This window comes from Hippea jasoniae (genome assembly GCF_000744435.1).
GTDB lineage: Bacteria > Campylobacterota_A > Desulfurellia > Desulfurellales > Hippeaceae > Hippea > Hippea jasoniae.
This window is the reverse complement of record NZ_JQLX01000010.1, coordinates 165018-191207: the sequence shown is the minus strand read 5'-3', so window position 1 is coordinate 191207 and position 26190 is coordinate 165018. Positions and strand designations below refer to the sequence as shown.

The window sequence follows — 26190 nt, the reverse complement described above, 5'->3', positions numbered from 1 at the left end:
GAGCAATGAGAGATCCATACGAGGTATTGGGAGTATCAAAGGATGCAACCGATGAAGAGATAAAAAAAGCCTACAGAAGGCTTGCACGAAAATACCACCCCGACCTAAACCCAAACAACAAAGAGGCTGAAAAGAAATTCAAAGAGATAAATGAAGCATACTCTATTCTATCCGACCCACAGAAGAGAAAACAATACGATCAGTTTGGGTTTGGGGGATTTGAAGGTGGTGGATACGATTATTCAAACTTCAAGGATTTCAACTTCGATTTTGGCAATTTTAGAACGGTCTTTACAGATTCAGCAGATGGTTTTGACATAGGTGATCTGTTTGAGAATCTATTTGGAAGCAAAAGGGGTTTTAGATCCACCTATGAACAACCAAAGGGTGCAGATATCTACTACAATCTAAAACTACCGTTTAAGGATGCTATTTCAGGCACAACAATCACACTCAACATCAACGGAGAAAATGTTAAGGTCAAAATCCCTGCAGGCATAAAGGATGGCACGAAACTAAGGGTTAAAGGCAAAGGTCAACAAGGTCCTGGCGGCAGAGGCGATCTGCATCTGATTGTCAATGTCGAAAAAGACCCGAATTTTGAGATTGTAGATGGTAAGCTTTTCACAACATTTGATATACCCTTAACAACAGCACTGTTTGGAGGCTCTGCAACAGTAAAAACACCATCTGGCGATGTAAAAATCAAGATTCCAAAAGGAACGCAATGCAATCAGGTCTTCAAAATCAAAAATAAGGGTATAGCAGGCGATCCGCTTTATGCAAAAGCGAGGGTTGTAATCCCTAAAAATGTAAAAGAGGATGAATATATAAAAAAGGCGTTAGAGGGTTAAGCGATGAAAAAGAAAGGATTTTATACGATAGGAATGGTTGCCGAGATCCTAAATATCCATCCCCATACACTCAGGGAATATGAAAGGGAGGGGCTGATTCATCCAAAAAGGACAGCTGGTAATATAAGAATCTACACAGATGAGGATATTGAGGATATAAAGTTCATCAGAGAGATGACACAGGAGCTTGGCGTAAATTTAGCCGGTGTTGACATTATTATGCGAATGAAGCGGCAGATCGAGCAGTTGCACAATATCATAGCAAACCTTGAGGATGCATTGCGAAAAAAGATAGAAGAGGAAAACAAACGCAAACAGAGCCTTGTAAAAAAGCAACCATCACATATCGTTGAGATTAAAATTGAAAGAGAGGATTAACTGCCAAGCTCCTCAGAGCGCTTTGTTGCAGCAGTTACTGCCTCAATAAAAGCCCCTCTAACCCCTCTCTTTTCAAGTTCGGCAAGTCCATAAATTGTGGTGCCACCGGGGGATGCAACCATATCTTTTAGCTCTGCGGGGTGCTTGGCTGTTTTCAGCACAAGCTCTGCAGCGCCTTTTACCGTCTGGGCGGCAAGCTTTAGAGCATCTTCCCTTCTTAAACCCACTCTAACGCCACCATCAGCTAAGGCTTCTATAACCTCCATAACATAGGCAGGGCCAGATCCAGAAAGCCCCGTCACAGCATCCATGTATCGCTCATTATTAATAACAACAACTTCACCTACAACACCTAAAATAGCCATGGCCATTTCTTCGTCTTCTTTTGTTGTTCTTGGTCCGCAATAGATAGCGCTTGCAGCCTGTTTAACAATAGCCGCTATATTGGGCATAACACGAATAAACCTGCCCTTCTTTAAAATAGAGCGCATTACTTCTACCTTTATTCCAGCGGCGATGGAGATTATCAGTTTGGAGTTATCAACAAAGGGATATATCTCCTGCAAACATTCAAAAATATCCACAGGCTGAACGGCAAGGATTATTATATCAGCCTCCTTTGCAAGCTCTGGATTTGTTAAAAACCTCACACCGAAACGCTTTTCAACGGTTTCTTTATCCTGATAGGCATCAGAAACAATTATATTCTTCTTTTCTATTCCCACATTCAAAAGCCCCTGCAGAAGGGCACTACCCATTTTGCCAACACCTATAATTCCTATAATTTTATCCTTTAGCATTCTATCCTCCTCTTTTTTTGGAAAAGTTATAAATTTTAAAGAAAAATTGCAAGCTTATTTACAAGGCTTATTTACAAGACTGATACAGCTCTTCCTGCTGCTGTATAGATAAATCTTTAAGCTCAACGCCTTTGAGTTTTGCCTTTTGCTCCATACATCTGAAGCGTTGTTCAAATCTGTTATTGGCAAATCTCAACGCCTCGGATGGGTCTATACCGCTTAGCCTTGAAAAATTTATCAATGCAAAAAACATATCACCTATTTCATGTCGCAATTCATCCTTTGAATTAGAATCAATCGCCTCTTTTAGCTCTTCAAACTCCTCTTCAACCTTTTCAAAACATTCGCTGCTGTCTTTAAAATCAAATCCCACTTTAGCGGCTTTCTTTTGAATCTTAAGGGCTTTTTCGATAGGCGGAAGGGCTTTTGGTATAGTATCAAGAATTGATTGATCTTCTGTTTTTTTCTCCTTTTGCTTTATCTCATCCCAGTTTTTCAGCACCTCATCCACACCATTTACTTTAACATTGCCAAATACATGGGGGTGGCGGCGAATTAGTTTTTCGTTTATACCTTTTATAACATCCTCAAGGCTAAAAAGGTTATCCTGCTGGGCAATAATGCTGTGAAATACAACATGCAAAAGCATATCACCTAACTCTTCTTTGATGTTTTCAATATCCTTTCTATCCAGAGCATCTATAAACTCATACACCTCTTCTACTACATTCTGTTTCAATGAATACAATGTCTGCTTTCTATCCCACGGGCAGCCGTTTTCAGACCTCAATGTTTTAACGATATCGACAAGTCTGTCAAACTCCTTCATCTCTCACCTCAACAATAGCTCCACTATACCAATCAAAAATCCCAGCACTCCGCCAAAAAAGTTTATATATTTAAACTGCTGTTTGCTTATGTCTAAAATAATATCCTCAACCTGACCAACATCAAGTTCGGATAACCTCTTTTTGGCATTTGCAACTATATCAAAATCAAAGATCCTCTCACTCTGACTCCTAACAAGCAAAAGCAGGTTGTTTACTATATAGCGGTTAAGTTTATTAGAAAATCCCGGTTTTGCAAATTCTATAACATCATAAACAGAGATTTTAGACCCAAAAAGCCTTATCAGTGCAACAGTTTTAATGGCTATTTTTTTCTTATCAAGCCTATTTAAAATTTCTTTTTTAATTTTTCCCTCAACATCAAGTTTTTTTAAAAGCTCTTGAACAACTTCAGCTACTTTTACCTTGAGATTTTCAAAACCTGAGCCGTATCTATTAAAAAAGCCCTCAATTGTTAAACCCAATAGCTCCTCATCCACTGCTCTTTTTATGCTATCAGAAACCATCGTTTTAAAACTCTTATCATCAACAAACTCTTTGAGTTTCTCCACAATTTGATCTAAAAGCTTATCATTGTCTTCAATTAAAGGTGCAACCATAGCCACAAACGAAGCAGTGAGAATATTTGAGTCATCTATATAGCTCTCTAAAAACTCTTTTATTTTATCCCTTATAAGCTCCTTTGTTTGTGGTTTGTCTAAATACTCCTTGATCTGTCCTGTAGCTTTATAAGAAAATAGCTCAAGAGAGCTATTAATTGTATCAAGTTGCTTTTGACTCAAAAAATCCCTTACTTTCTTTGATTTATCGATCAATTCAAAGCTGTTGTAAACAAGATAACCAGCCTCAATATGAAAATCACCAACAAAGTCAAGCACAACATCATCTAAATGATTATTCAACCAATCCAAAATCAGATTGTAAATCTTTCTATAAGGCATACCAAATTCATTGAGTTTTTTATTTAAAAATGTTTTTACAAGCTCATCTGTGTAGTTATAGAGAAACTCTCTGTTTTTTCTTGAGTAGATGTATTTTATTAGCTCCTGCTTGTTTATAACCTTTTTGCCAACAACCTCAGAGATATTGTCAATAAGCTCATCCCTTTTTTTGGGAATCAAACCCGGCGTAAACGGCACCCTAAAAGGACCAAGATAATAAGCCTTTTTGGGATAAAACAGCATCTTTATAGCTACATAGTTTGTAAAGTAGCCTATAAATGCACCGATTAGCGGCAGTGCAACAATATCTATACTCATTTAAAAAAGTTTTTAAATTTATTAAGAATCGATTCTTTGTATGTTAAATCCTCACCCGACTCCTTTGCAAACTCCTCAAGTAGCTCCTTTTGCCTCTTTGAGAGGTTTTTGGGAATTACCACACGCACCTTTACAATCTGATCTCCTCTCAAACCGTTCAATTCAACACCTTTTTTCTTTAGTTTAAACTCATCGCCTGTCTGTGTGCCAGGCGGAATCATAAGCTCGCTTTCCCTCCAGATTGTAGGCACCTTAATTGTGGCACCCAAAGCCGCCTGCGTTATCGAGATCGGTATTTCAACAAAAATATCCCTGCCTTTGCGCTTAAAAAATTCATGCTCTCTTACATGGATGTAGATGTATAAATCACCTGCTGGACCTCCGTATAAACCTGGCTCTCCTTTGCCATGCACTCTTATTATGTTGCCATCCTCAATCCCCTGCTGAATATTTACTATAAACTTCTCCTCATCATATACATAGCCTGTTCCACCGCAGGTTGTGCAGCGCTTTGTTATAATCCTGCCCGTGCCGCCGCATTTTGGACATGTTTTTGTAACACTAAAGAAACCCTGAGAGTACGAAATCTCGCCCCTGCCCCTGCAGTATGGGCATACCTGATAACCACCCTTTGCAGATCCTGTGCCTTTACAATCGGGGCATACCTTTTTATGCTTAATCTTTACCTCTTTTTTTGCACCAAAAACGGCTTCTTTAAAATCTATTGTTAGATTTATACCAATATCATCGCCCTTTTGAGGTCTCTTTCTTCTTGATGAGTAATCACCAAAAATATCACCAAACATCGAAGAGAGATCTTCAAAAACATCGTTGAAAACAGTGGAAAAATCAAACCCTCCACCAAATGAGTCAGCCTCATCGACCCTTCCAAACTGGTCGTATTGTGCCCTCTTTTTTGGATCAGAAAGCACAGAATATGCTTCATTGATCAGTTTAAACTTCTCCTCTGCCTGCGAATTATCGGGGTTTCTGTCGGGATGATACTTTATGGCAAGCTCTCTAAATCTCTTTTTTATCTCTTCTGCTGTTGCGTTTCTTTTAACACCCAGTATCTCGTAGTAATCTTTCATCTTCTCTCCCACCATAGCGCATAAATAATAAAAAGGGGATTGAATTTCTTCAACCCCCTTTATGGACTTTAGCTGTTTATGTTTTTACTATTTTGAGTTGTCTTCTTCAACCTCAGCCTCAACAACATCCTCTTCCTTGTTCTGCGAAGCATTATCCCCCTGAGTTTGAGACTGAGTGCCGCCAGCATCAGCCTGCGCTTTCTTATAAGCCTCTTCGGCAAGCTTATGGGATTTTCTTGCAAGTTCATCCATCGCTTTTTCTATTTCTTCTTTTGAGCTACCTTCCATTGCTTTTTTGAGATTATCAATAGCCTCTTGTATTGTCTTCTTTTCATCCTCACTGATTTTATCGCCAAAATCTTTGAGGCTTTTTTCAGTCGCATATATCAGGGAATCTGCCTTATTCTTTGTTTCAATAAGCTCTCTTCTTCTTTTATCCTCCTCAGCGTGAGCCTCGGCCTCTTTGACCATCTTCTCAATTTCCTCTTCAGTCAATCCACTTGAGGCTGTAATCCTTATAGCCTGCTGCTTACCCGTTGCCTTATCTTTTGCTGTAACATTGAGGATACCGTTTGCATCTATATCAAAGGTAACCTCTATTTGAGGTACACCCCTTGGGGCAGGTGGAATACCCACAAGCTCAAATTTACCCAGCGTCTTATTGTCTTTGGCAAGTTCACGCTCACCCTGCAATACATGGATTGTAACGGCTGTCTGGTTATCTTCTGCTGTAGTAAATATCTGACTCTTCCTTGTAGGAATTGTTGTATTCCTTGGAATAATCTTTGTCATAACGCCGCCTAAGGTTTCAATACCCAAAGAAAGCGGTGTTACATCAAGCAACAATACATCCTTTACATCACCCTTTAATACGCCACCCTGAATCGCTGCACCTAAAGCTACAGCTTCATCGGGGTTGATATCCTTTCTTGGCTCTTTGCCAAAGAACTCAGCCACGACCTCTCTAATTTTGGGCATCCTTGTCATACCACCAACAAGGATTACATGGTCTATATCCTTGGGCTCTAAGCCTGCATCCTTCATTGCAAGCCTGCAGGGCTCAAGCGTTCTTTCAATTAGAGGCATTACAAGCTGCTCAAATTTAGATCTTGTGATCTTCATCACAAGGTGCTTTGGACCACTTGCATCGGCTGTGATAAACGGCAGGTTGATCTCCGTTTCAAGTGCACTTGAAAGCTCTATCTTTGCCTTCTCGCAAGCCTCTTTCAATCTCTGTAGCGCCATCGGGTCTTTTCTTAAATCGATGCCGTTTTCTTTCTGAAACTCATCTGCTACATAGTCTATCAGGGCTTTATCAAAGTCATCACCACCTAAATAGGTATCACCGTTTGTTGATTTAACCTCAAATACGCCATCACCTATCTCAAGTATGGAGATATCAAATGTACCGCCACCCAGGTCATAGACAGCGATTTTGCCTTCCTTTTCTCTATCAAGTCCAAAAGCCAAAGATGATGCTGTTGGCTCATTGATGATTCTTAAAACATTAAGACCTGCAATTCTACCTGCATCCTTGGTTGCCTTTCTCTGGGAGTCATCAAAATAAGCAGGCACTGTGATTACAACATCACTGATCTTTTCGCCGAGGAAAGCCTCAGCATCGGCTTTTAATTTCATCAAGATCTTTGCTGAAATCTCCTGTGGTGTATACTCCTTGCCATCTATCTTGATGCGGCAGTCACCGTTTGGACCTTCTACAACCTCATAGGGTAGCCTGCTTATTGCCTCCTGTGCCTCTTTTGAAGAAAACCTTCTACCTATAAGCCTTTTTACAGAAAAAATAGTCCTCTTTGGATTGGTAATAGCCTGTCTTTTTGCAGCCTGACCTACAAGTATCTCACCCTTATCGGTAAATGCCACAACGCTTGGCGTTGTATTGGCACCTTCTGCATTGGGTATAACCCTTGGTTTGCCACCCTCAATAATTGCCATGCAGGAGTTTGTAGTTCCTAAATCGATTCCCAATACCTTTCCCATCGTTTATTCCTCCTTTTCATTGTTTGTTGAATTTTCTTTATCAGGGCCCGCAGAGACGATAACCTTTGCGGGCCTGATCAGTTTATCTTTCTGTTTATAACCTTTCTGCAATGTCTGAATAACAGTATCCTTTGGTAGCTCATCACTTGGTTGCATCATCAAAGCATCATGAATGTTGGGGTCGAAGGCTTCCTTTTGTGGATTAATCTCTTCAACCCCGTGCTTTTTGAGCATATCTCTAAATGACTTTATAGACAACTCAATGCCCTCTATGATGGCATCCTTGTTGAGATTTGCCATCTCAATGGCTTTCTCAAGGTTGTCCAAGATCACAAGAAAATCCCTGATGATTTCCCTTTTTGTAGCCTCTTTTGCCTCATCAATCTCTTTGACAATGCGTTTTCTGTAATTATCAAACTCAGCATACAATCTTAAATAATCATCCTTCAATCTGTCATACTCCTTTTTACAATCTTCTTCAGCAGGATTTTGCTTGTTATCTTTATTTTCTGTGTTATCTGCTTGCTCATTTATCTTTTCATCTATCTTTTCCTGCTGAATATCCTCTTTAAGCTGGTCATTCTCATGCTGCTTCTTCTCCATCTTTTTGCCTCCTAAGCGTTGATAATCTCATCTATTTTTCTTTTTGCCGATTCTATGATGTTCAGCATTTCCTCATAATCCATATTGATCGGGCCAACAACGCCCACAACACCAACATTTACCCCCCTGTATTTGTAGGAGGAGGAAACAAAACCAAGCTCTTTTAACTCATCAAGCGGTAGCTCATCACCAACAAGGATCAATCGTTCACTGTTCATCGCATTTTTTATCAACTCAAGCAGTTTCTTTTTATCCTCAAGCGTGGCGATGAGTTTTTTTAGCTTTTCTAAATCCTTCTCAAACTCTGGATAGTTAAAAACATTCTTTATGCCGTCAACAAGCACCCGCGGTGATTGGGCCTCTGTAAGTAATTTATTCAGCAGAGCATCGCAGTCACCTTTTTGTTTTGCCATAAAATCTTCAATAGAGTCTTTAACCTCCTCAAGCGTATAGCCTCTATACTCATTTGTTATATATTCAGAAAAATCCTTCAATTCCGCATCGGCTAAATCCTTTTTCATAGATACAACACGCGTATCCATCAGGTTTGTATCTGAAACAAGGACACATAAAACCTTGCCTTCTCCTATCTTTATAAACTGAAGATTCTTAATCCTGGTTTTGGTAAAATCGGGAAGTGTTATCATGCTCACAAGCTCGCTCATATCAGCCACTGTATCAAGAATCCTGTTCATCTTCTCATCAAGCGTCAAAAAGGCGTTGTTCAACGGCAATCTTTCAAATTCCTCTTTGAGTTTGGGGTTAAAGTTTGAAAGAATCATGTTTAAATAAAATTTTATGCCTTTTGGTGTTGGAATCTTGCCGCCTGAGGCATGCGCATGTGTAAGGTATCCAAGCTCCTCCAAATCCAGCATAACATTGCGCATTGTTGCAGGCGAAAAATCCAGATTGTAGCGTTTTGTTAGTATCCTTGAGCCTGCCGGCTGTTTATTCTTTATGTAATTATCCACTATGACACTCAATACTAAAATCTTTCTCTCGTTGAGCTTCTCCACCATTAGCACTCACCTCACTTGTCTGCTAACAAGATAGTCAATTTTGATATTTTGTCAAGGTCTAAAACCCATCAACTTGACAAAAATATGTAATTAAAATACAGTTAATAAAAACCGCACGGGAGGTAAAATGGAAAAAGCTGCTTTAATAAGTGTTTACGATAAAAAGGGTGTAGTTGAACTGGCCGATTTTTTAACAAAAAAGGGATATAAAATCATCTCCACAGGCTCAACAGCCAGACTCCTTAAACAGAACAATATCGATGTTATTGAGGTTGAAAACTACACAGGCTTTGAAGAGATGTTAGATGGCAGGGTAAAGACACTCCACCCAAAGATTCATGGAGGTATCCTGTTTGTAAGAGATAACCAGAAACATAAGGAAACTGTAGAAAAGTTAGGCATCTACTCAATAGATGTTGTTGTTGTTAATCTATATCCGTTTGAAGAGGTTGCAAAAAAGACCTCAGATGAACATGAATTAATAGAAAACATAGATATAGGCGGCCCAACACTGTTAAGGGCTGCAGCAAAAAACTACCAAGATGTGCTTGTTGTCTGCGATCCAGACGATTATGAATTTGTAATAAACAACTTTAACTCGATCGATATCAACACAAGAAGAGAGTTTGCTATAAAGGTATTTGCAAAAACATCCTATTACGATGGCTTAATTGCAAAGAAACTCTCAGGCAATTCAATAAAAAAGCAGATGGGCTTAGCTTTCAGCGTTGTCTCAAAACTCAGATACGGCGAAAACTCGCACCAGGAAGCGTTTTTTGCAAAAGATCCACTGCAGGCTGGCCTGCCAGAATTAATACAATTAAACGGCAAAGAGCTTTCATATAATAATCTTTTAGATATCGATGTTGCATACAGGATAATGCTGGAGTTTGAGCCTACTACATGTGTTATTATCAAGCACAATACACCATGCGGTGTGGCAACATCACACAGTTTAACCCAGGCCTACCTAAACGCTTTAAATTGCGATCCAGTAAGCGCATTTGGAGGCATAATAGGCGTTAATGAAACTGTAGATGAAGAACTGGCAAAGCTGATTGTTGAGCGATTCTACGAGGTTATTGTGGCATTTGATTATACGCAGGAAGCAGTTGATATCTTAAAAACAAAGAAAAACTTAAGGGTAATAAAGGTTGGCAAACATTTAGAGAAATTTTACGAGATAAGAAGCGTTGTTGGCGGATACCTTATTCAGCAAAACGATGATAAAATAATTGAAAAATATGAAGTTGTTTCAAAGAAACAACCAACCCAACAACAAATAGAGGATTTAATCTTTGCCTTTCATGTAGCAAAGTTTGCCAAATCCAACGCTGTGGTCTATGCAAAGGATAAAAAAACACTTGCAATCGGTGCAGGTCAGACATCAAGAGTGGATTCTGCTAAATTTGCAATAGAGCGAGCCAAACAGCTGAACATAGACCTGAAAGGTTGCGTAATGGCCTCAGATGGATTCTTTCCATTTAGAGACAGTGTCGATGAGGCAGTAAAGGTGGGTGTTGAAGCAATTATTGAGCCGGGGGGATCCATAAGGGATAAAGAGGTCATTGAAGCTGCTGATGAACACGGCATTGCCTTATTATTCAGCGGCATAAGACATTTTAGACATTAAAAGGAGAAACACAATGGATGCTGTTATTTTAGCTGCAGGCAAATCAACGCGAATGAAATCAAAAACAAGCAAGATATTCCATGAGGTTTGTGGAAGACCACTGATCTTTTATGTCGTTGAAGCTTTAAAAAACTTCAAGATTCACATTATCGCAAATCCACTAAACCACGAGCACCTAAAAAATCTATTCAACTTTGCCAAAATCCATATCCAGAATCAGCAAAAAGGCACACTGGATGCTGTGAAATGTGCTATCGATGACATCAGCAGTCCCTATTTTGCCGTTGTTAATGCAGATACGCCGCTTATAGATGGCAGTGATATCGAGGCAGCATTTGAAATAGCAAAAACAGAAAACTCAGAATGCGTACTAATAACGGCTGTTTTAGATGATCCTTATGGATACGGCAGAATAGTGCAAACAAAAGAGGGTTTAAAAATTGTTGAGGAAAAAGAGGCAACCGAGGAGATAAAAAAAATCAAGGAGATCAACAGTGGCATCTATATCTTTAAAACTGAAAGTTTTAAAAAAGTAATGAATCTTGTAAAACCATCACAAACCACAGGCGAGTTATATCTACCAGATGTTGTAGGGCTTTTAAAAAATATAAAAACATTAAAGGTTAATGCCAGAAAGATTTTAGGCGTAAATACCAAAAAACAGCTTGCCGAGGTCAGGCGTATAATTCAACAGCGTATACTTGATAGATTCGACGATGTATCGTTTGTTGACCCAGACAGCACCTACATCAACTACGATGTCAAAATTGGATCAGATACCATTATCTTTCCCGGCGTTAATATAAGAGGAAACACAAAAATAGGCCGGGATTGCATCATTGAAAACGGCAGTGTTATAGAAAATTCCATTATAGGTGATAATGTACACATAAAACCCTACAGCGTCATTGAGGAAAGCTGTATTGCAAACAACTGTCAGATTGGACCATTTGCCCACTTAAGACCACTCAGCAGACTAAGCGAAAATGTAAGAATCGGCAATTTTGTTGAAACAAAAAAGGTTGAAATCGGCAAAGGTTCCAAAGCAAGCCATTTAACCTATCTTGGTGATGCAAAATTGGGTGAGGATGTAAATGTCGGATGCGGAACAATAACATGCAACTACGATGGCTATCAGAAGAATGAAACAATCATAGGCGACAGGGTATTTATAGGTTCGGATGTTCAGCTTGTTGCTCCTGTTAAAGTGGGTGATGATGCTTTAATTGCAGCAGGCACAACCGTTACAAAGGATGTTGAGCCATTTGCCCTTGCCATCTCAAGAGTCCCTCAGACAAACAAAAAGGATTGGGTTAAAAAATATAGAAAGGCAATGGAGGAGAAGTTAGGTAAAAAGCGGTAATGCCCTTTTTAGAAAAAGGGGTAATTGAGGAGGGAAAGCTCCTCTTTTATGCCTCTTTGGTTGGTGTTATAACAGGTTTTGGTGCCGTCTTGTTTTTGGTTGCAACACATTTTTGCAGTGTCTATCTGCTTCACAACATTGCAGGCTATCCCCTCCATGAGCCAAAAGGCGAACCGCATCTGTTTCATGCAATACATAAATCGTTCTCTCCATTTTTGCTTGTGACAATAACAACCATAGGTGGATTGATATCGGGCATTCTGGTTTATACCTTTGCACCAGAGGCAGAAGGTCATGGCACAGATGCAGCCATTGAGGCATACCATAGAAAAGACGGACTTATTAAACCGATAGTTCCCATAATAAAGATGATAGCCTCAGCAATTACTTTAGGTAGTGGTGGCAGCGGAGGAAGAGAAGGCCCCATTGCTCAGATTGGAGCAGGTTTTGGCTCATTTTTAGCAACAAAATTACACCTAAGTTCAAAACAAAGAAGAATATTGCTTGCAAGTGGTATGGGATCTGGCGTTGGTGCAATATTCCATGCTCCTATGGCGGGTGCTATATTTGCAAGTGAAGTTTTGTATAAAGACCCAGAAATTGAGGGTGAGGTTTTCATCTATACAATTGTAGCATCGATTGTTGCTTATGCCATTTTTAGCGCATTCTTTGGATTAAAGCCGTTGTTTTTTACACCTGTTTTTCAGTTTTCAAATCCAGTTGAGCTTATCTCATACACCGTTTTATCAATCGCCTGTGGTCTGTTTGCTATCTTTTATGTTAAGGTATTCTATGGACTCAGAGATATATTCAAAAAAATTAAAATTGTACCGCATATTAAACCAGCAATCGGCGGCTTTATCGTGGGATTAATCGGTGTTTTTTTACCTGATGCAATCTCCACAGGTTACGGCATCCTGCAGAAAGCCATTGACGGTGAAATAACAATAACATTGCTTCTGCTTGTGGCTTTTTTTAAAGTTTTAACAACCTCATTCACGATTTCAAGCGGCGGTAGTGCGGGTGTTTTTGGGCCCTCTATGGTTATAGGAGGCAGCCTTGGTGGCGCAGTGGGTCTCATTATGCATAACATTTCACCTTTACTTGCAGTACAACCTGCATCTTTTGTTCTTGTGGGTATGGTTGGATTTTTTTCTGCTGCAGCCAACACACCTTTTTCTACAATTGTTATGGTCACGGAGATGACGGGAAATTACCATTTGATAGTTCCCGCTATCTGGACAGCCATTCTAAGCTATATCATAGCCCAGAAGTGGACCATTTATGAAAAACAGGAAAAAAATAGAAGAACCTCAAAGGCACACTCTGAGGAATTCACAAGGGATCTACTTGAAGAGATAAAGGTATCCGATATTATGAAAAAAACATTCAAAACTATTCCTCAAACGGCAAAACTTGACACCGTCTTTGAACTATTACACGAAACAGACGATGACGACCTGATAATGGTGGATATATCGGGTAAATTAAAAGGTATAATAACACTGAGAGTGTTAAAAACCATCCTAAGCGAGGATTATATTCCAGAATTACTCATAGCTGAAGATGTGGCAAACACAAAACTGATAACAACAACAAAGGATGAAAATCTCTTGCATTTAATACATAAAATAGGTTTTAAAGATATAAATACAATTCCTGTGGTGGAAAAAAATGACCCATCAAACATAATAGGTGTGGTAAAAAGAAGCGATATAATCAAAACATATAACGAAACCAGACAGAAAGCCCAAAAGAATGTTTGAAAAATTTTAGTCGTGGTGTTATAAAAGGTGTCGTATGTGTGGAATTGTTGGTTACAGTGGCTCAAAAAAAGCTCTTCCTATTCTGCTTGAAGGTCTAAAATCGCTTGAATACAGGGGTTATGATTCAGCCGGTATATCTCTAAAAACCGATAAGATCTACACGGTTAAAACAAAGGGCAAAATCGTCGATCTAATAACGCTAATCACAGAAAGCAGACTGGATACAAAGGCCAGTATCGGAATCGGCCACACCCGATGGGCAACCCATGGGCATCCTACATCCACAAATGCCCATCCCCATACAACCAAAAATGTTGCAATCGTTCACAACGGCATCATAGAAAACTACAGAGACCTTGAAGCATACCTAAAAGAAAAGGGTTTTAGTAGAGCAACAGACACAGACAGTGAAATTGTGGCACTTTTGATTGAGTATTTTTTAGAAAAATACGATTTTTTTGAGGCTTTCAGCAAAACCATAGCAAAGCTTGAAGGTAGTTTTGCAATAGCAGCTATATCAACCAAAGCAGACTACATAGCTGTAGCAAAACATGAAAGCCCACTGGTAATAGGCATTGGCAACAACGAAACATTCATAGCCAGCGATGTTGCAGCTTTAATAGAATACACAAATAACTTTATATTTTTAGAAGATGGCGACATTGCCAGGATAGAAAAAGGTAATATAGAGATTTTTGACAAAGATAAAAACCTCGCAAGGCGAAAGATAACAACCATAAACTGGTCAAAACAGAAAGCCCAAAAAGGTGGATTCAAGCATTTCATGCTTAAGGAGATAAATGAAGAGGATGAAGCTGTAAGAAACACGATTCAATCAAGAATAATGCCTGATGGCAGACTGATATTGGAAGAACTTGATGGTATGGAAGAAATCCTTAAAAATACCGACAGAATCACAATTGTTGCATGCGGAACCAGTTATTATGCGGGTCTTACAGCAAAACCTGTTTTGGAAAAATTTACAGGCGTCAAGGTTGATGTGGAGATAGGCAGCGAATTTAGATACTACAACTATATCTATTCAAAAAACAATCTGTTTGTGGCCATCTCTCAGTCTGGGGAAACGGCAGATACAAAAGAGCCTCTCAAAATGGCAAAAAATAACGGTATTCCTACAATCTCAATTGTTAATGTAAAAGAATCAGCTATAGCTCGAATTGCAGATAGATGCATCTATACACTTGCAGGACCAGAAATCAGCGTTGCATCAACAAAAGCCTTTGTTAGTCAGCTTGCCGTTTTATATATGCTTGCATTATACATGGGTCATCTAAAAGGCAAGGATAACTCAAAAGAAGCCCGATATCTCTTAAAAATGCCCCATCTAATCAAAGAAACATTCAACATGGCTGATAAAACGGCAAACTCAATTGCAAAAGCCTACTGCAAATACAAAAACTACCTATACCTTGGCAGGGGTATATGCTATCCACTTGCACTTGAGGGTGCACTAAAACTAAAAGAAATCTCATACATCCATGCAGAGGGTTACCCTGCAGGTGAAATGAAGCATGGACCGATTGCATTAATCGATGAACAAACCCCATCTGTTGTTGTAGCACACCCCCATGAGCCTTACTATTCCAAAACACTGTCAAACTGCGAGGAGATTAAATCACGCGGCGGCAAGATTATACTTGTTTCATCAAAACCCCATCCAATAGCCGATGAGACAATACAGATACCTGATGTAAACTACGATTTTGCAGGCTTTGTGTATGTTATTCCTCTTCAGCTGTTTGCATACTATTCTGCCCTTTATCTTGGTCATGACATAGACCAGCCAAGAAATCTTGCAAAAAGTGTTACGGTTGAATAGATGAAGGTTTCTTTAATCAGCGAATTGATGTTTATTATAAAAAATCTAAAACACTCAAACACAAGCAAGATGCTGATTTATGCATCAATAGTTGGCATATTAGCAGGTCTTGGTGCAATTGTATTCTATGTTTTGCTTGATTTAACCTCAACAATTCTACTAAACCATATAGCTGGATTTCCTTTAACACATCCGACAAACGAAGAACCACTTCTGCCACTTATACATAAACCGTTTAGCAGGGCTTTATTTCTTATAATTATCACCGTTGGTGGTTTTATCAGCGGATTATTGATACATCTTCTGGCTTTAGAAACAAAGGGTGGCGGCACAGGTGAGGTGGTTAAAGCCTACCATGCCAATAAACCGATAAGAAAAAGGGTGCCGTTTGTAAAACTCATTGTTTCTGTTATCTCACTGGGTGTAGGCGGAGCAGGCGGTAGAGAGGGCCCTGCAGCACAAATCGGTGCTGGTTTTGGCTATCAGATAGGAAAGCTCTTTCACTTAACGGATAAAGAAAAACGCATTTTGATGTTAGCAGGTCTTGCAGGCGGTGTTGGTGCAATCTTTAGAAGCCCTATGGGTGCGGCAATCTACGCTGTTGAGGTGCTTTATAAGGATATAGATTTTGAATATGAGGCACTTCTGCCTGCGGCTATCTCTTCCATCATAGCCTATTCAATATTCTCTGCCAAGTTTGGCTGGGTTCACATGTTTTCCACACCCCCAATGGCGTTTCACAATCCCCTTGAATTTTTATCCTATACAATTCTTGCAATAGTCTGTGCAATAAGTGCAATAATATTCATCAATATTTTCAATACCACATCTGAAACATTTGAGAAAATACCATCCCCGCTTTACATAAAAACGGCTTTGGGTGGCTTTATCGTTGGCCTTTTTGCAATGATTCTACCTGATGCTGCAGGCATGGGATACGGCATTATGCAAAGCGCTTTTCTTAACAAAACAAGCTTTTACATCCTGATTATGATAGGTCTTGTAAGAATGATCACCACCTCAATAACACTGGGGAGCGGGAACTCGGTAGGTTTATTTGCACCAACGCTTGTTATAGGTACAGCAATCGGCGGCGGCATTGGTGGAATTCTACAGTCTGTTCTACCGCGCTTTGTTGATAATCCTGCAAGCTTTGCCATTGTTGGTATGGCAGGCTTTTTTGCAGCAACAAATAAAACACCTCTATCTATTATAATAGTGGTTGCAGAAATTACAGGCAATTATGAGCTTATTGTTCCATCAATGTGGGTTGTTGCTATAAGCTTTTTGCTAACAACACGCTATAGCATTGAGCGGCACCAGGTGAAAAACAGATCACACAGCCCGATACACAAATACGAATACATAAGAGATGTGCTTGAAGGCATAAAGGTAAAAGATCTTATGAAAAAAGAGTTTTTAAGTGTTACCAATTCAACAAACCTTTCAAAAATATATGAAATTCTGTCAGATTCAAAGCAAACCGACATCCCTGTTTTAGATAAAGACAATTCACTGCAGGGTATCGTTACACTGCATGTGTTGAAATCGATTCTTGGAGAAAGTGAGCTATCCAATTTTCTTGTCGCAGAGGATGTAGCAAATAAGGATGTTGTTACAACAACAGCTGAGGAAAACTTAAACACACTTTTGCATAAGATCGGCTTCAAAGAGATCAACACCGTGCCTGTCGTTGATAAAAACGGCAAAGTAGTGGGTATTATTACAAGAAAGGATATCATTAAAGCCTACAATGACGCAACAGAGCAACTCCATAATAGAAGCGCTGAATGAGCAGCAAAAAGCGGCTGTTTTAGAGAACGGCTGCAACCTTCTGATTATAGCAGGTGCTGGAAGCGGCAAAACAAAAACACTAACCCACAAGATCGCATATATACTGGATAGCGGACTTGCAAAACCATTTCAGATCATGGCATTGACCTTTACAAACAAAGCGGCAAATGAGATGAAAGAGCGTATTGTTAAACTTGTGGGCAGTGATGCTAATCAAATGTGGATCGGCACATTTCACTCTATAGCTTTAAGGCTTTTGAGAAACGAAGGTTACAGATATGTAATTTACGATACAAAAGACCAGGAAAACCTACTAAAAGAGGTTTTAAAGCAACTAAATATAGACCCGAAGAAATTCACACCAAAAAAGATACTCTCTGCCATTTCATCCTACAAACTCAATCTAATCAAACCAGACCAGCTTCCTGTTGATTCCATCTATGAAAAAACACTTAAAAAGATCTACAAAACATATGAGGAAAAGCTTGAAAGTTCCGAAGCTGTAGATTTTGATAACATAATCATAAAAACTATAGAGCTGCTTGAAGAAAATCCGCAGGTAAGGGAAAAGTACGCTCAGCGTTTTAAATACATCTTTATTGATGAGTATCAGGACACAAACTACCCGCAATACCTGTTCGTTAAGCTATTGCATAACAAAAACAACATTGTTTGCGCTGTTGGCGATGAGGATCAATCTATCTACAGCTTCAGGGGTGCTCAAATCGAAAATATCTTAAGATTCGATAAAGAATATGAGAACTGCAAAATTATCAAGCTTGAGAAAAACTATAGATCTGCCATAGAGATACTCAACATAGCAAACAAGCTGATTGCAAAAAATACCAAAAGAAATAAAAAAAACCTATACTCAGAAAAAAACGGCGGTAATATTTCGATTATCAATCTACCCACAGACACAGATGAGGCTTACTTTGTGGCAGAAAAAATTCTTAAGTTGAGCAAACAGGGTGAAAATCTAAATGAAATAGCTGTTCTTTATCGCACAAACAGACAATCAAGGGCGATTGAGGAGGCTTTAATAAAATATGCAATACCCTACCAAATTATAGGCTCTCACAGATTTTTAGAAAGAAAAGAGATTAAAGACATTTTAGCGTATCTGAGGCTTCTGATTAACAAAAAAGACGATATATCATTTTTGCGTGCAATAGGTTCACACCCCAGAGGAATCGGAGCAAAATTTATAGAAAAAATCAAACAGGAAGCCAAAAACAGAGAATTATCACTATTTGAAACATCAAAGTTGTTGATAGAAGAAAATAAACTCTCAAATAGACAGAAAAATGCATTGAATGATTTTTTATCAATATTTGAGACGATCGATACAACACAAAGGGTTGATAAAATCATAGATGAGATTGCGCAAAAAAGCGGATATAAAAACTATCTTGAACAAAACTCAGATTTTGATAGAATGGGTAATGTGGAAGAATTAAAAAACGCTGGCAATTTAGAGAATCTGGATGATTTTTTAGAAAGCCTGTCTTTATTGGATTATTCCAACGATCTGGAAAAAGGCAGTGAGCATGTCAAACTTATGACAATCCATGCTGCAAAAGGCCTTGAATTCAACACGGTTTTTATAGTGGGTGTTGAGGAGGGATTATTCCCCAATGGAAATCTAAAAATAGACGAAAACGACATAGAGGAAGAGCGCAGACTGTTCTATGTTGCCATTACGCGGGCAAAAACAAACCTCTTTATCAGCCATGCATCCGCAAGAAAAATCAACAACGCATATCAGGGATGTATGCCATCGAGATTCTTAAAAGAGATAGATGTTAAACAAAAAACAAAAGATATAAAACGCGGTGATAGGGTTTTGCATAAACTTTTTGGTGAAGGTGTTGTTTTATCAAAGGATAACGATATGCTTTCTATAAACTTCAACGGTTCGATAAAAAAGGTTTTAGTCAGGGACTTTAATTTAACTGTAATTTAGTTTGGAGGTAGAAATGGCTACATTAGAGGAAAGGTATAACCAATTCAACTCAAACCTTGCACTGGTCAATATAAGAACAAAAAAATTTATTGCAGAGTTTGACGATGAAAAGCTGGATGTTTCTCCAGAAACTCAAAAGGTCTATATCGACAAAAATTCATACTATCAGGTGCTTGCCGATAACTTTGTAAGGGTGTTTCAGGAATATACGCTCAAAATTGCCAACAAAGAGAACGAAAACGATGTATTCGTTAACATCAACATCACCTACCTGCTTGATTTTCAGGTTGGCGGACCGATCGATGATGAGATATTTGAGATATTCTCACAGTCCACCGTTTTGGTTGATAGCTGGCCGTATTTCAGAGAGGCCGTTCAGAATGCCCTATTGAGAATGGGATTGGCGCCGGTTATTATTCCACCAATTCAGTTTACACCCCCACAGCCACAGCAGTAATGTACACGCTGGCAATAGATGGCAGCTCAAATCTGATCGACTTTAGCATATTTAATAAGGAAAATGAGCTCCTCTATTGCCACTGTTTTTTACCAAAAGAGCCGTTTTCAAAGATTTTGATCGACTTAGTTGATAATGCATTAAATGAAATCAACATCAAGCTTGAAGATATAACGCAACTCTTTGCAGTAGCCGGTCCTGGCAGGTATACATCGATCAGGGTGGTAATATCCACGCTAAAGGGACTGTTTTTTAAAAAACCTCCTCAAACCTATAGGGTAAACGAGCTTGATCTTACAGCTGCCCTGATTGACAAAGATAGATTCAGGGTGGCAGGAGAGCTTTTTTCATCTTACGGATACTTTTGCGATTATGAAAAAAAAGATGGCAGACTAATAAGAATTTCATCTATCACAAAGGCAAAACAGGATGAGATTATAGATACCAAGCTTGAACTATTTTACACAACAGACAAAACACTGCTTCCTAAAACACCGTTTGTTTTTAAAATCAAAGATTTAGCAGAAGAAGTGGAACTATTAGATCTAAACCCATTTTATTAAGGAGCAGATATGGCTGAAGTAAAACCGTTTAGAGGCATAATCTATGAAAAAACACACTTTAACAACACCGTCATGGCACCTCCATATGATGTAATTGATGAAGATTACAAAGAAATTTTAAAGCAAAGAAATCCATACAACATCGTAAATTTAACACTACCGGAATCCTATACAAAAGCAAAACAGCTGCTTGATGAATGGCTAAAAAATGGCATATTAAAAATGGACAATAGCTGCAGATTCTATGCATACAGCTGCAACTATAGATTTGACAACAAAGAAAGGCAGCTCAAAGGCATACTAATTGCATTAAAGGTTGAGCCGTTTGGCAAAAATATAAAACCCCACGAAAAAACACTCAAAGGCCCAAAAATCGACCGTTTTAACCTGATAACAACAACACATGCAAGCTTCTGCCCCATCATGGGCTTGTATTCTCATGATAAAACAATTAACGAAATTATATCAGAAACAGTTAGCTCATCAGTAATGTTTGAGGCTAAATTTGAGGATACCACACACAGCCTTTATGCCATCGATAGCAATCACATAAAAACCATAGAAGAATCATTAAAAGACAAAACAATCATCATAGCCGATGGTCATCACAGATATGAAACAGCATTGATGATTAAGGAGCATTTTAACAAGCAGGGCTTAAAAAACGGCGGATTTGATTATATACTGACGCTTCTTGTGGATGCCCACAGTGGCGGTCTTTGCCTATTTTCCATACACAGATTGATAAAACAGCTAAAAGACAAAGAGGCATTTATTGAGAGCTTAAAACAATATTTCACAGTCAAACAGGGCAGGTTCGATGATGCAGATTTTATCGGATACTCAAAAGATGGATTTATATCTCTGTTTTTAGAAAAAAGACCAACTGCATTGCCCGATGGATTGGATGCAAAGATCTTTGAGGATATCATCTACAAGAAAATATTAAAACTCACAGATGAGGATATAAAAAATCAACACATTGCAGGATACGCCCATACAGAAAAAGAACTAATAGAGGCTGTGGATAAAGGCAGTGCCGTATTTGGATTTTTACTAAAACCGATAAATTATGAAACACTAACCCAAATAGTCAATCAGGGTTTAATTGTGCCACAGAAATCAACCTACTTTTATCCCAAAATACCTTCAGGCCTTGTGGGTTATCATTTTGATAGCATTAAGGGGTGTGAGAATGTTTGAGCTAACGATAAAGGATGAATTTGCGGCAGCCCATAGACTGCAAAACTACAACGGTGCATGCGAAAACCTGCACGGCCATAACTTTATCGTTGAATTAAGCGTTATATGTGAAAAATTAAATGAAACATACATAGCAATAGATTTCAAAGAGCTTAAAGCGATTTTAAAAGAGATTCTCAACAATCTGGATCACAGATACCTTAACGACATAGGGTTTTTTAAAAACACAAACCCGACATCTGAAATGATAGCTATGTATATCTTTAAAGAAACAGAAAAAAGATTATCCAGCTCAGGTTGCAGACCATCAAAGGTTAGCGTGTGGGAATCTCAAAGGGCAAAGGCAACCTACTTTGAAATGTAGTAAAAACCGTTGATCTTATAAACAAAGTTTGCATAGATATTGAGAACATCGATATTGAAACGCTCTGGCAGTGGCGGATAGGGTGCAGCATCTTTAACAGCATCAATCGCCGCTTTATCTAACAGAGGATAACCGCTTGAACGAATAAGCTTAACACGCAGAAGATTGCCATTCTTACCAATACTGAATAAAACAAGCAAAGAGCCCTGCTGGCCTGTTTGAGCTGAAAAAGATGGATAAACCCACACATTTTCAATCTTATTTTTTATATGCTCCATATAGGATGCATATTTAATCGATTGCGTGCCAATGCTTATAGTAGCCTCTCTTGTGTGTTTGTAGCGGTAATTTTTTGAATTGCCGGATAAAAAACCGCCAAAATTCTCTTTAAACAGGGGACCTTTGAGTTTAACAAGTCCTCCACTCTTTTTCTTTGAAGCAGACTCCAACCTGTGTTTTCTTTTTCTGGCACCTTTCTTTGATAATTTAGTTGTTTTTTGCTTTTTTAAAACATTTTTCGGTGTAGGTATGTTTGCTTTGGTTATCGCAGGTTTTTTTACAACTTTAGGCTTTGCAGAAACGGTTGCTTTCGGCACACCAAAGGGCAACTCTTCTTTCTTTGAGTAAACCTTTGCAAAACCCTTCTTTGAAATATTGGATGCAACCTTATGATGTTCCTTAACTTTTATCTTTGGCTTCTCCTTTTGAGGTAGAGTAACAATATCTACGAAGGTTTCCTTCGGCGGTGAAGGGGTTTTTAACTTAGGTGGTTTAACAAGTTCAAAAACAACAAACAGCACAAGAAGATGGAGAACAAGAGAAAAGATAAGTGCCGATATCGCCCTTTTTAACTTCATGGCAACAATATATAAAAATTTTATATTTTTACAAAGCTATTAGTCAAAGAACTGAATAAGATGGGTTATAAACCTGTTGTAGCTAACATCTACATCGTACTTTTCACCAAGCCTTACAATCACACCGTTTAATGAGTCAATCTCTGTTTTATTGCCAGCTAAAATATCCTGTAGCATCGATGATCTATGGCCTGCCGTTGCAGGAATCAACTTTGAGTAAAACTCTTTTTTGTAGCTTTCTGCTGTATCAAAGAATGTTTTAAATCCTGCTGCATCCATTACATCAAAAATCTCATCGATAATTCTATCCATAATCATGCGTGTTGATGGTTTTTCAGCAAGCCTGCCATATTCAACATTTAAAACCGCACCAAGCGGATTTAAAGCGCAGTTATAAAGCATCTTTGCCCATAGGTATTTATCCACATCCAAAGAAACCCTAACAGGAAAGCCACCCTCTTTTAATGCATCGCATAAATCCTTTACCTGAAAAGATATCTCTTTTTTGAAGATATTGCCAACAACCATATCATCGGCATGCACGGTTATCTCTATCTCGTTTAACGCTTTTCTGTAAAAACCGGTGATAATACGGGCTGCAAACACCCTTTCTTCTTCAAAACAACCTAAAAATTTCTCAGCATTTCCCCATCCATTTTGCACAACCACAAGTTTAGAGTTGCTTAATCGGTTTTTTATTCTGCAAAGATTATCTGCTATCTGCTCATTGGCTGTTGTCTTGGTACAGATCAAGACGTAATCCGGTTTTGAGATTGAGTCATAATCGATTATATCAACATCTCTAAACTCCATTTTCCCAAATATACCGCTGATTTTAAAACCGTTTTTCTTCAAAATCTCTGCTGTTCTTTTGGTTGCAACAAAACTCACATTATAACCAGCCTTTAATAAAAATCCACCAAGCGATAAGCCAACACCACCAGCCCCAACAACAACAACCCTTAGATCAGCCATAAACCCTCACAATCAGCTCATCAAGTGATCTTTTTGGAACAAAATGTGTGCCCTTCTCATCTCTGAAATACCTGATATCACCATTCTTAACATCGCATATAACAACATTTTCTGCTGGCTTTCCAATAGCCTCAACGCAGACAATCTCAAAATTATCATTTAGGCTGAGAATCTTAGATAGCTTTTCTCTGTCAATTGCAGCTATACTGCATCCGCCCAGCCCCTTTTCTGCAAGCTGAAGCATTATTGTTTGAATAGCAATTCCAGCATCGAAAATGTAGTAGTTATCGTTTGAAATATTCAAATCCCTCAAAATCACAACATAAGCTGTGGGTCTTTGACCCTTTTTGGGACCATCCCACTCTTTAAGATATGCAGCCCACTTAAGCGTCTCAAAAATCCTTTCATTGAGTGCATCATCAGTGGAAATGATATACTTCAGAGGCTGAGCATTCTTTGGTGAAGATATGTACCTTAGGTTTTTTACAATTTCCAAAAGCTCATTTTTATCAATCTTAAAGCTCTCATCGAATCTACGATATGAACGTGCCTTTTTTATAAGTTCTTCAATCATAACTCAATCTCCATAAGTGGAATATAGAAATTTGCACCCAGGCAATCCCTATCGCCTATACCGCCTGCTGCCACATCACGCAAAAACGATACCTTGATCGTATTTATATCATCGCAGTAAAAAAACCTTACATCCCTTTTGTAAAGTTTTTTAAAAAAATCCTCTGTCAACTTAGCTTTCCACTTCTTATAAAGCTCACTGTTTTTAAAAATTATGTCTATCGTTATATGCCAGACACCGGCGTTTTTGCTTCTTAAAACAACCACGCTATCCTTAAGCTTCAAAACCCTATCTCCTCAATCCAGAACTTATCCGATATGTCTTCATCCACGATATGGTAAACATTAAAAGTATAAACGCCGCCCATATCGATCTCTGCAGGTGAGTAGGGAAACGCCACATTGGCACCGGTGGCAATCCTGCCTTTGTAATCGTAGTGTTGAAGCATCGCCTTTGCAACAGAACAGATTCTATGTGCAAGAGACTGCCTATCAGCAACAACATCAACAACAAGACCTACCTCATGTGTTTTATCGATAAACTCCAGATCACCCAAAACACCATCTTTTCCGTATCTTATAAAGCTCAATTCAAACGGCTCATCAAATGTCTGTTTTACCTTACTCTCAACATCTGCTAAAATATCATCCAGCAAGGCTATCATGTCGGGATTTCTGATGCCCATAATTGCTATGGTTCTAAAGCCTTTTAATCCTGCACCCTCAATTTTGTAGGTGGGTTTTTCCTTTTTTACCCATCTTGCACCACTGATTTTTACACTTCTATCATCCAGCTGCTCATATTTTGCATTCTCAAGGTGTAATACACCCTCAGGCTCTTCAATAACAAACGGATCGCTGTTCTCATACAAAGCATGCGCCATTGCAGAATTTACAGTGCATCTACGGGTTTTGTTTGGTGGCTTTAATATAAAGTAATCCTCATAAAGAGATCCCATCAAACCATCCGATGGGCTTGCAGGTTTTGCGCACAACGCCCCGCATTCAATAATCTTTGCCATATGCCAAATGCTTGCCTCATCATATCCCTTAAGCAGTGGATATGCCGCATAGATCGAGGCATCCGTAATACGCCCTGCAACTATCAGATCAAAATCGCCTTCCAAAGCTTCCTTTAGTCTGCATGTTCCCATCTGAGCAACAATATGTTCAGATGATTTAATATCCTCTTCTGTTAGCTGCGGGTTTCCTTCATAGCTTTTTATCCTGCCCTCCTTTAAAAGCTCCAGAGCAAAATCCTTATCAAGCTCAGAATGTATAACGGCTACTTTGATTTTTAGGTCATTATCCCTGGCTATATCTTTAACCACATCTAAAAACTGCTTAAGGTGAATATCGGCTCCAGCATAACCAGCCGAACCCACAACAAACGGAATCTTTTTTTCAACAGCTATTTTAAGGGGATATTCAAGGTCGTTGCGTGTAGCCTCATAATTTGCCTTCATGTTGCCACTGCCAAGAAAATATGGACCCGAATCGATAGAGCCAGCATCCACACCTATAAAATCCACACCTTCCTTTATAGCCTCGTCAAATGATTGCCTGTTATAACCGTATCCAAGCTGGCCCATCAGTGCATAAAGCTTTAACATTAAAGCCCCTTATGCTTTTGAACGATCCTGTTGTTTTCATCAACTATTACAATATTGGGCTGATAGTTTTCAAGGTCTTTTTCATCATAAAGTCCAAACGCCGCAATAATGATTTTATCTCCCACAGCAACCTTCCTTGCAGCAGCACCGTTTAAACAGATTACACCGCTGCCTCTTTTGCCCTTTAGTGTGTATGTTTCAAACCTCTCGCCGTTGTCGATATTCCATATCTGCACAAGCTCATACTCCTTCATCCCTGCAGCTTTCAGAAGCTCCTCATCTATTGTAATACTGCCAACATAGTTTAAATCAGCCTCGGTTACAACAGCCCTGTGAATCTTACCTATCAACATCTTTCTCAACATTTAAACAT

At 38.8% G+C, this 26190-nt stretch carries 25 protein-coding genes; 12 read left to right on the top strand and 13 right to left on the bottom strand.

The window, feature by feature from the left end:
* Positions 1-5 precede the first annotated feature (5 nt).
* Positions 6-854, top strand: a complete 849-nt coding sequence (locus EK17_RS01670; protein ID WP_035586927.1) for a DnaJ C-terminal domain-containing protein — start codon at positions 6-8, stop codon at positions 852-854.
* A 3-nt stretch (positions 855-857) separates the two neighbouring features.
* Entirely contained in the window at positions 858-1232 is a 375-nt protein-coding gene (locus EK17_RS01665; RefSeq protein WP_035586925.1) for a MerR family transcriptional regulator, read from the top strand.
* On the opposite strand, the gene proC is transcribed toward EK17_RS01665, so the two are convergent.
* From proC to hrcA, 7 genes are all read right to left on the bottom strand, one after another.
* Entirely contained in the window at positions 1229-2062 is an 834-nt protein-coding gene (gene proC / locus EK17_RS01660) for a pyrroline-5-carboxylate reductase (protein WP_332248567.1), read from the bottom strand. The two genes, EK17_RS01665 and proC, sit on opposite strands and share 4 nt — an antisense overlap.
* Before the next feature lie 37 nt (positions 2063-2099).
* Positions 2100-2861, bottom strand: coding sequence for a nucleoside triphosphate pyrophosphohydrolase (gene mazG / locus EK17_RS01655; protein WP_035586921.1), 762 nt, complete (start codon positions 2859-2861; stop codon positions 2100-2102).
* 3 nt (positions 2862-2864) lie between these two features.
* A complete protein-coding gene (locus EK17_RS01650) occupies positions 2865-4139 on the bottom strand; it encodes a DUF445 family protein (RefSeq protein ID WP_035586919.1) in 1275 nt (424 codons plus the stop codon).
* Entirely contained in the window at positions 4136-5245 is a 1110-nt protein-coding gene (gene dnaJ, locus EK17_RS01645; protein WP_035586917.1) for a molecular chaperone DnaJ, read from the bottom strand. Before dnaJ ends, EK17_RS01650 begins: the two co-directional genes overlap by 4 nt.
* 72 nt (positions 5246-5317) lie before the next feature.
* The gene (dnaK, locus tag EK17_RS01640; RefSeq protein WP_035586915.1) at positions 5318-7228 is read right to left on the bottom strand and encodes a molecular chaperone DnaK; all 1911 of its coding nucleotides are present in this window, start codon (positions 7226-7228) and stop codon (positions 5318-5320) included.
* 3 nt (positions 7229-7231) lie between these two features.
* Positions 7232-7831: a nucleotide exchange factor GrpE gene (locus EK17_RS01635; protein ID WP_051904344.1), complete on the bottom strand. Its 600-nt coding sequence runs from the start codon at positions 7829-7831 to the stop codon at positions 7232-7234.
* Positions 7832-7842: 11 nt separating this feature from the next.
* Positions 7843-8850 carry a heat-inducible transcriptional repressor HrcA gene (hrcA, locus tag EK17_RS01630; RefSeq protein WP_035586913.1) on the bottom strand — a complete coding sequence of 336 codons (1008 nt, stop codon included), beginning with the start codon at positions 8848-8850 and terminating at the stop codon, positions 7843-7845.
* A 127-nt stretch (positions 8851-8977) separates the two neighbouring features.
* On the opposite strand from hrcA, the gene purH reads away from it, so the two are divergent.
* From purH to queD, 10 genes are read left to right on the top strand one after another with little or no spacing between them, the layout of a single operon-like run.
* The gene (purH, locus tag EK17_RS01625; protein ID WP_035586912.1) at positions 8978-10483 is read left to right on the top strand and encodes a bifunctional phosphoribosylaminoimidazolecarboxamide formyltransferase/IMP cyclohydrolase; all 1506 of its coding nucleotides are present in this window, start codon (positions 8978-8980) and stop codon (positions 10481-10483) included.
* Positions 10484-10496: 13 nt separating this feature from the next.
* On the top strand, positions 10497-11846 hold the full coding sequence (gene glmU / locus EK17_RS01620; RefSeq protein WP_035586910.1) for a bifunctional UDP-N-acetylglucosamine diphosphorylase/glucosamine-1-phosphate N-acetyltransferase GlmU: 1350 nt from the start codon (positions 10497-10499) through the stop codon (positions 11844-11846).
* Entirely contained in the window at positions 11846-13612 is a 1767-nt protein-coding gene (locus EK17_RS01615; RefSeq protein WP_035586909.1) for a chloride channel protein, read from the top strand. The genes glmU and EK17_RS01615 overlap by 1 nt, the downstream gene beginning before the upstream one ends.
* 34 nt (positions 13613-13646) lie before the next feature.
* Positions 13647-15452: a glutamine--fructose-6-phosphate transaminase (isomerizing) gene (glmS, locus tag EK17_RS01610; RefSeq protein WP_035586907.1), complete on the top strand. Its 1806-nt coding sequence runs from the start codon at positions 13647-13649 to the stop codon at positions 15450-15452.
* Positions 15453-17246 (top strand): chloride channel protein, encoded by a 1794-nt coding sequence (locus EK17_RS01605; protein ID WP_084675043.1) that lies wholly within the window; start codon positions 15453-15455, stop codon positions 17244-17246.
* A complete protein-coding gene (locus tag EK17_RS01600; protein ID WP_035586905.1) occupies positions 17206-19212 on the top strand; it encodes an ATP-dependent helicase in 2007 nt (668 codons plus the stop codon). Before EK17_RS01605 ends, EK17_RS01600 begins: the two co-directional genes overlap by 41 nt.
* Positions 19213-19225: 13 nt before the next feature.
* Positions 19226-19669, top strand: a complete 444-nt coding sequence (locus EK17_RS01595) for a hypothetical protein (protein ID WP_035586903.1) — start codon at positions 19226-19228, stop codon at positions 19667-19669.
* Positions 19669-20232: a hypothetical protein gene (locus tag EK17_RS01590; RefSeq protein WP_035586902.1), complete on the top strand. Its 564-nt coding sequence runs from the start codon at positions 19669-19671 to the stop codon at positions 20230-20232. Before EK17_RS01595 ends, EK17_RS01590 begins: the two co-directional genes overlap by 1 nt.
* A gap of 9 nt (positions 20233-20241) precedes the next feature.
* The gene (locus EK17_RS01585) at positions 20242-21435 is read left to right on the top strand and encodes a DUF1015 family protein (protein WP_035586900.1); all 1194 of its coding nucleotides are present in this window, start codon (positions 20242-20244) and stop codon (positions 21433-21435) included.
* Positions 21428-21799, top strand: a complete 372-nt coding sequence (gene queD, locus EK17_RS01580; protein WP_035586898.1) for a 6-carboxytetrahydropterin synthase QueD — start codon at positions 21428-21430, stop codon at positions 21797-21799. The genes EK17_RS01585 and queD overlap by 8 nt, the downstream gene beginning before the upstream one ends.
* Here queD and EK17_RS01575 read toward each other — a convergent pair.
* The 6 genes from EK17_RS01575 to panD are packed head-to-tail and all read right to left on the bottom strand — an operon-like array spanning position 21784 to position 26182.
* Positions 21784-22656, bottom strand: a complete 873-nt coding sequence (locus EK17_RS01575) for an energy transducer TonB (RefSeq protein ID WP_035586897.1) — start codon at positions 22654-22656, stop codon at positions 21784-21786. The two genes, queD and EK17_RS01575, sit on opposite strands and share 16 nt — an antisense overlap.
* Before the next feature lie 39 nt (positions 22657-22695).
* The gene (locus EK17_RS01570; RefSeq protein ID WP_035586896.1) at positions 22696-23631 is read right to left on the bottom strand and encodes a ketopantoate reductase family protein; all 936 of its coding nucleotides are present in this window, start codon (positions 23629-23631) and stop codon (positions 22696-22698) included.
* Positions 23624-24205 (bottom strand): nitroreductase family protein, encoded by a 582-nt coding sequence (locus EK17_RS01565; RefSeq protein ID WP_035586895.1) that lies wholly within the window; start codon positions 24203-24205, stop codon positions 23624-23626. The genes EK17_RS01570 and EK17_RS01565 overlap by 8 nt, the downstream gene beginning before the upstream one ends.
* The gene (locus tag EK17_RS01560; protein WP_035586894.1) at positions 24202-24489 is read right to left on the bottom strand and encodes a DUF4387 family protein; all 288 of its coding nucleotides are present in this window, start codon (positions 24487-24489) and stop codon (positions 24202-24204) included. Before EK17_RS01560 ends, EK17_RS01565 begins: the two co-directional genes overlap by 4 nt.
* Positions 24486-25817, bottom strand: coding sequence for an acyclic terpene utilization AtuA family protein (locus EK17_RS01555; RefSeq protein ID WP_035586893.1), 1332 nt, complete (start codon positions 25815-25817; stop codon positions 24486-24488). Before EK17_RS01555 ends, EK17_RS01560 begins: the two co-directional genes overlap by 4 nt.
* Positions 25817-26182, bottom strand: coding sequence for an aspartate 1-decarboxylase (panD, locus tag EK17_RS01550; RefSeq protein ID WP_035586892.1), 366 nt, complete (start codon positions 26180-26182; stop codon positions 25817-25819). Before panD ends, EK17_RS01555 begins: the two co-directional genes overlap by 1 nt.
* Between the last annotated feature and the right edge of the window lie 8 nt (positions 26183-26190).

What these genes read in the sequence shown, in the direction of transcription:
- EK17_RS01670 (WP_035586927.1), top strand. Translation starts at nt 6, where the DNA reads ATGAGAGATCCATACGAGGTATTGGGAGTATCAAAGGATGCAACCGAT.
- EK17_RS01665 (WP_035586925.1), top strand. Translation starts at nt 858, where the DNA reads ATGAAAAAGAAAGGATTTTATACGATAGGAATGGTTGCCGAGATCCTA.
- mazG (WP_035586921.1), bottom strand. Translation starts at nt 2,861, where the DNA reads ATGAAGGAGTTTGACAGACTTGTCGATATCGTTAAAACATTGAGGTCT.
- EK17_RS01650 (WP_035586919.1), bottom strand. Translation starts at nt 4,139, where the DNA reads ATGAGTATAGATATTGTTGCACTGCCGCTAATCGGTGCATTTATAGGC.
- dnaJ (WP_035586917.1), bottom strand. Translation starts at nt 5,245, where the DNA reads ATGGTGGGAGAGAAGATGAAAGATTACTACGAGATACTGGGTGTTAAA.
- dnaK (WP_035586915.1), bottom strand. Translation starts at nt 7,228, where the DNA reads ATGGGAAAGGTATTGGGAATCGATTTAGGAACTACAAACTCCTGCATG.
- EK17_RS01635 (WP_051904344.1), bottom strand. Translation starts at nt 7,831, where the DNA reads ATGGAGAAGAAGCAGCATGAGAATGACCAGCTTAAAGAGGATATTCAG.
- hrcA (WP_035586913.1), bottom strand. Translation starts at nt 8,850, where the DNA reads ATGGTGGAGAAGCTCAACGAGAGAAAGATTTTAGTATTGAGTGTCATA.
- purH (WP_035586912.1), top strand. Translation starts at nt 8,978, where the DNA reads ATGGAAAAAGCTGCTTTAATAAGTGTTTACGATAAAAAGGGTGTAGTT.
- glmU (WP_035586910.1), top strand. Translation starts at nt 10,497, where the DNA reads ATGGATGCTGTTATTTTAGCTGCAGGCAAATCAACGCGAATGAAATCA.
- EK17_RS01615 (WP_035586909.1), top strand. Translation starts at nt 11,846, where the DNA reads ATGCCCTTTTTAGAAAAAGGGGTAATTGAGGAGGGAAAGCTCCTCTTT.
- glmS (WP_035586907.1), top strand. Translation starts at nt 13,647, where the DNA reads ATGTGTGGAATTGTTGGTTACAGTGGCTCAAAAAAAGCTCTTCCTATT.
- EK17_RS01605 (WP_084675043.1), top strand. Translation starts at nt 15,453, where the DNA reads ATGAAGGTTTCTTTAATCAGCGAATTGATGTTTATTATAAAAAATCTA.
- EK17_RS01600 (WP_035586905.1), top strand. Translation starts at nt 17,206, where the DNA reads ATGACGCAACAGAGCAACTCCATAATAGAAGCGCTGAATGAGCAGCAA.
- EK17_RS01595 (WP_035586903.1), top strand. Translation starts at nt 19,226, where the DNA reads ATGGCTACATTAGAGGAAAGGTATAACCAATTCAACTCAAACCTTGCA.
- EK17_RS01590 (WP_035586902.1), top strand. Translation starts at nt 19,669, where the DNA reads ATGTACACGCTGGCAATAGATGGCAGCTCAAATCTGATCGACTTTAGC.
- EK17_RS01585 (WP_035586900.1), top strand. Translation starts at nt 20,242, where the DNA reads ATGGCTGAAGTAAAACCGTTTAGAGGCATAATCTATGAAAAAACACAC.
- queD (WP_035586898.1), top strand. Translation starts at nt 21,428, where the DNA reads ATGTTTGAGCTAACGATAAAGGATGAATTTGCGGCAGCCCATAGACTG.
- EK17_RS01575 (WP_035586897.1), bottom strand. Translation starts at nt 22,656, where the DNA reads ATGAAGTTAAAAAGGGCGATATCGGCACTTATCTTTTCTCTTGTTCTC.
- EK17_RS01570 (WP_035586896.1), bottom strand. Translation starts at nt 23,631, where the DNA reads ATGGCTGATCTAAGGGTTGTTGTTGTTGGGGCTGGTGGTGTTGGCTTA.
- EK17_RS01565 (WP_035586895.1), bottom strand. Translation starts at nt 24,205, where the DNA reads ATGATTGAAGAACTTATAAAAAAGGCACGTTCATATCGTAGATTCGAT.
- EK17_RS01555 (WP_035586893.1), bottom strand. Translation starts at nt 25,817, where the DNA reads ATGTTAAAGCTTTATGCACTGATGGGCCAGCTTGGATACGGTTATAAC.
- panD (WP_035586892.1), bottom strand. Translation starts at nt 26,182, where the DNA reads ATGTTGAGAAAGATGTTGATAGGTAAGATTCACAGGGCTGTTGTAACC.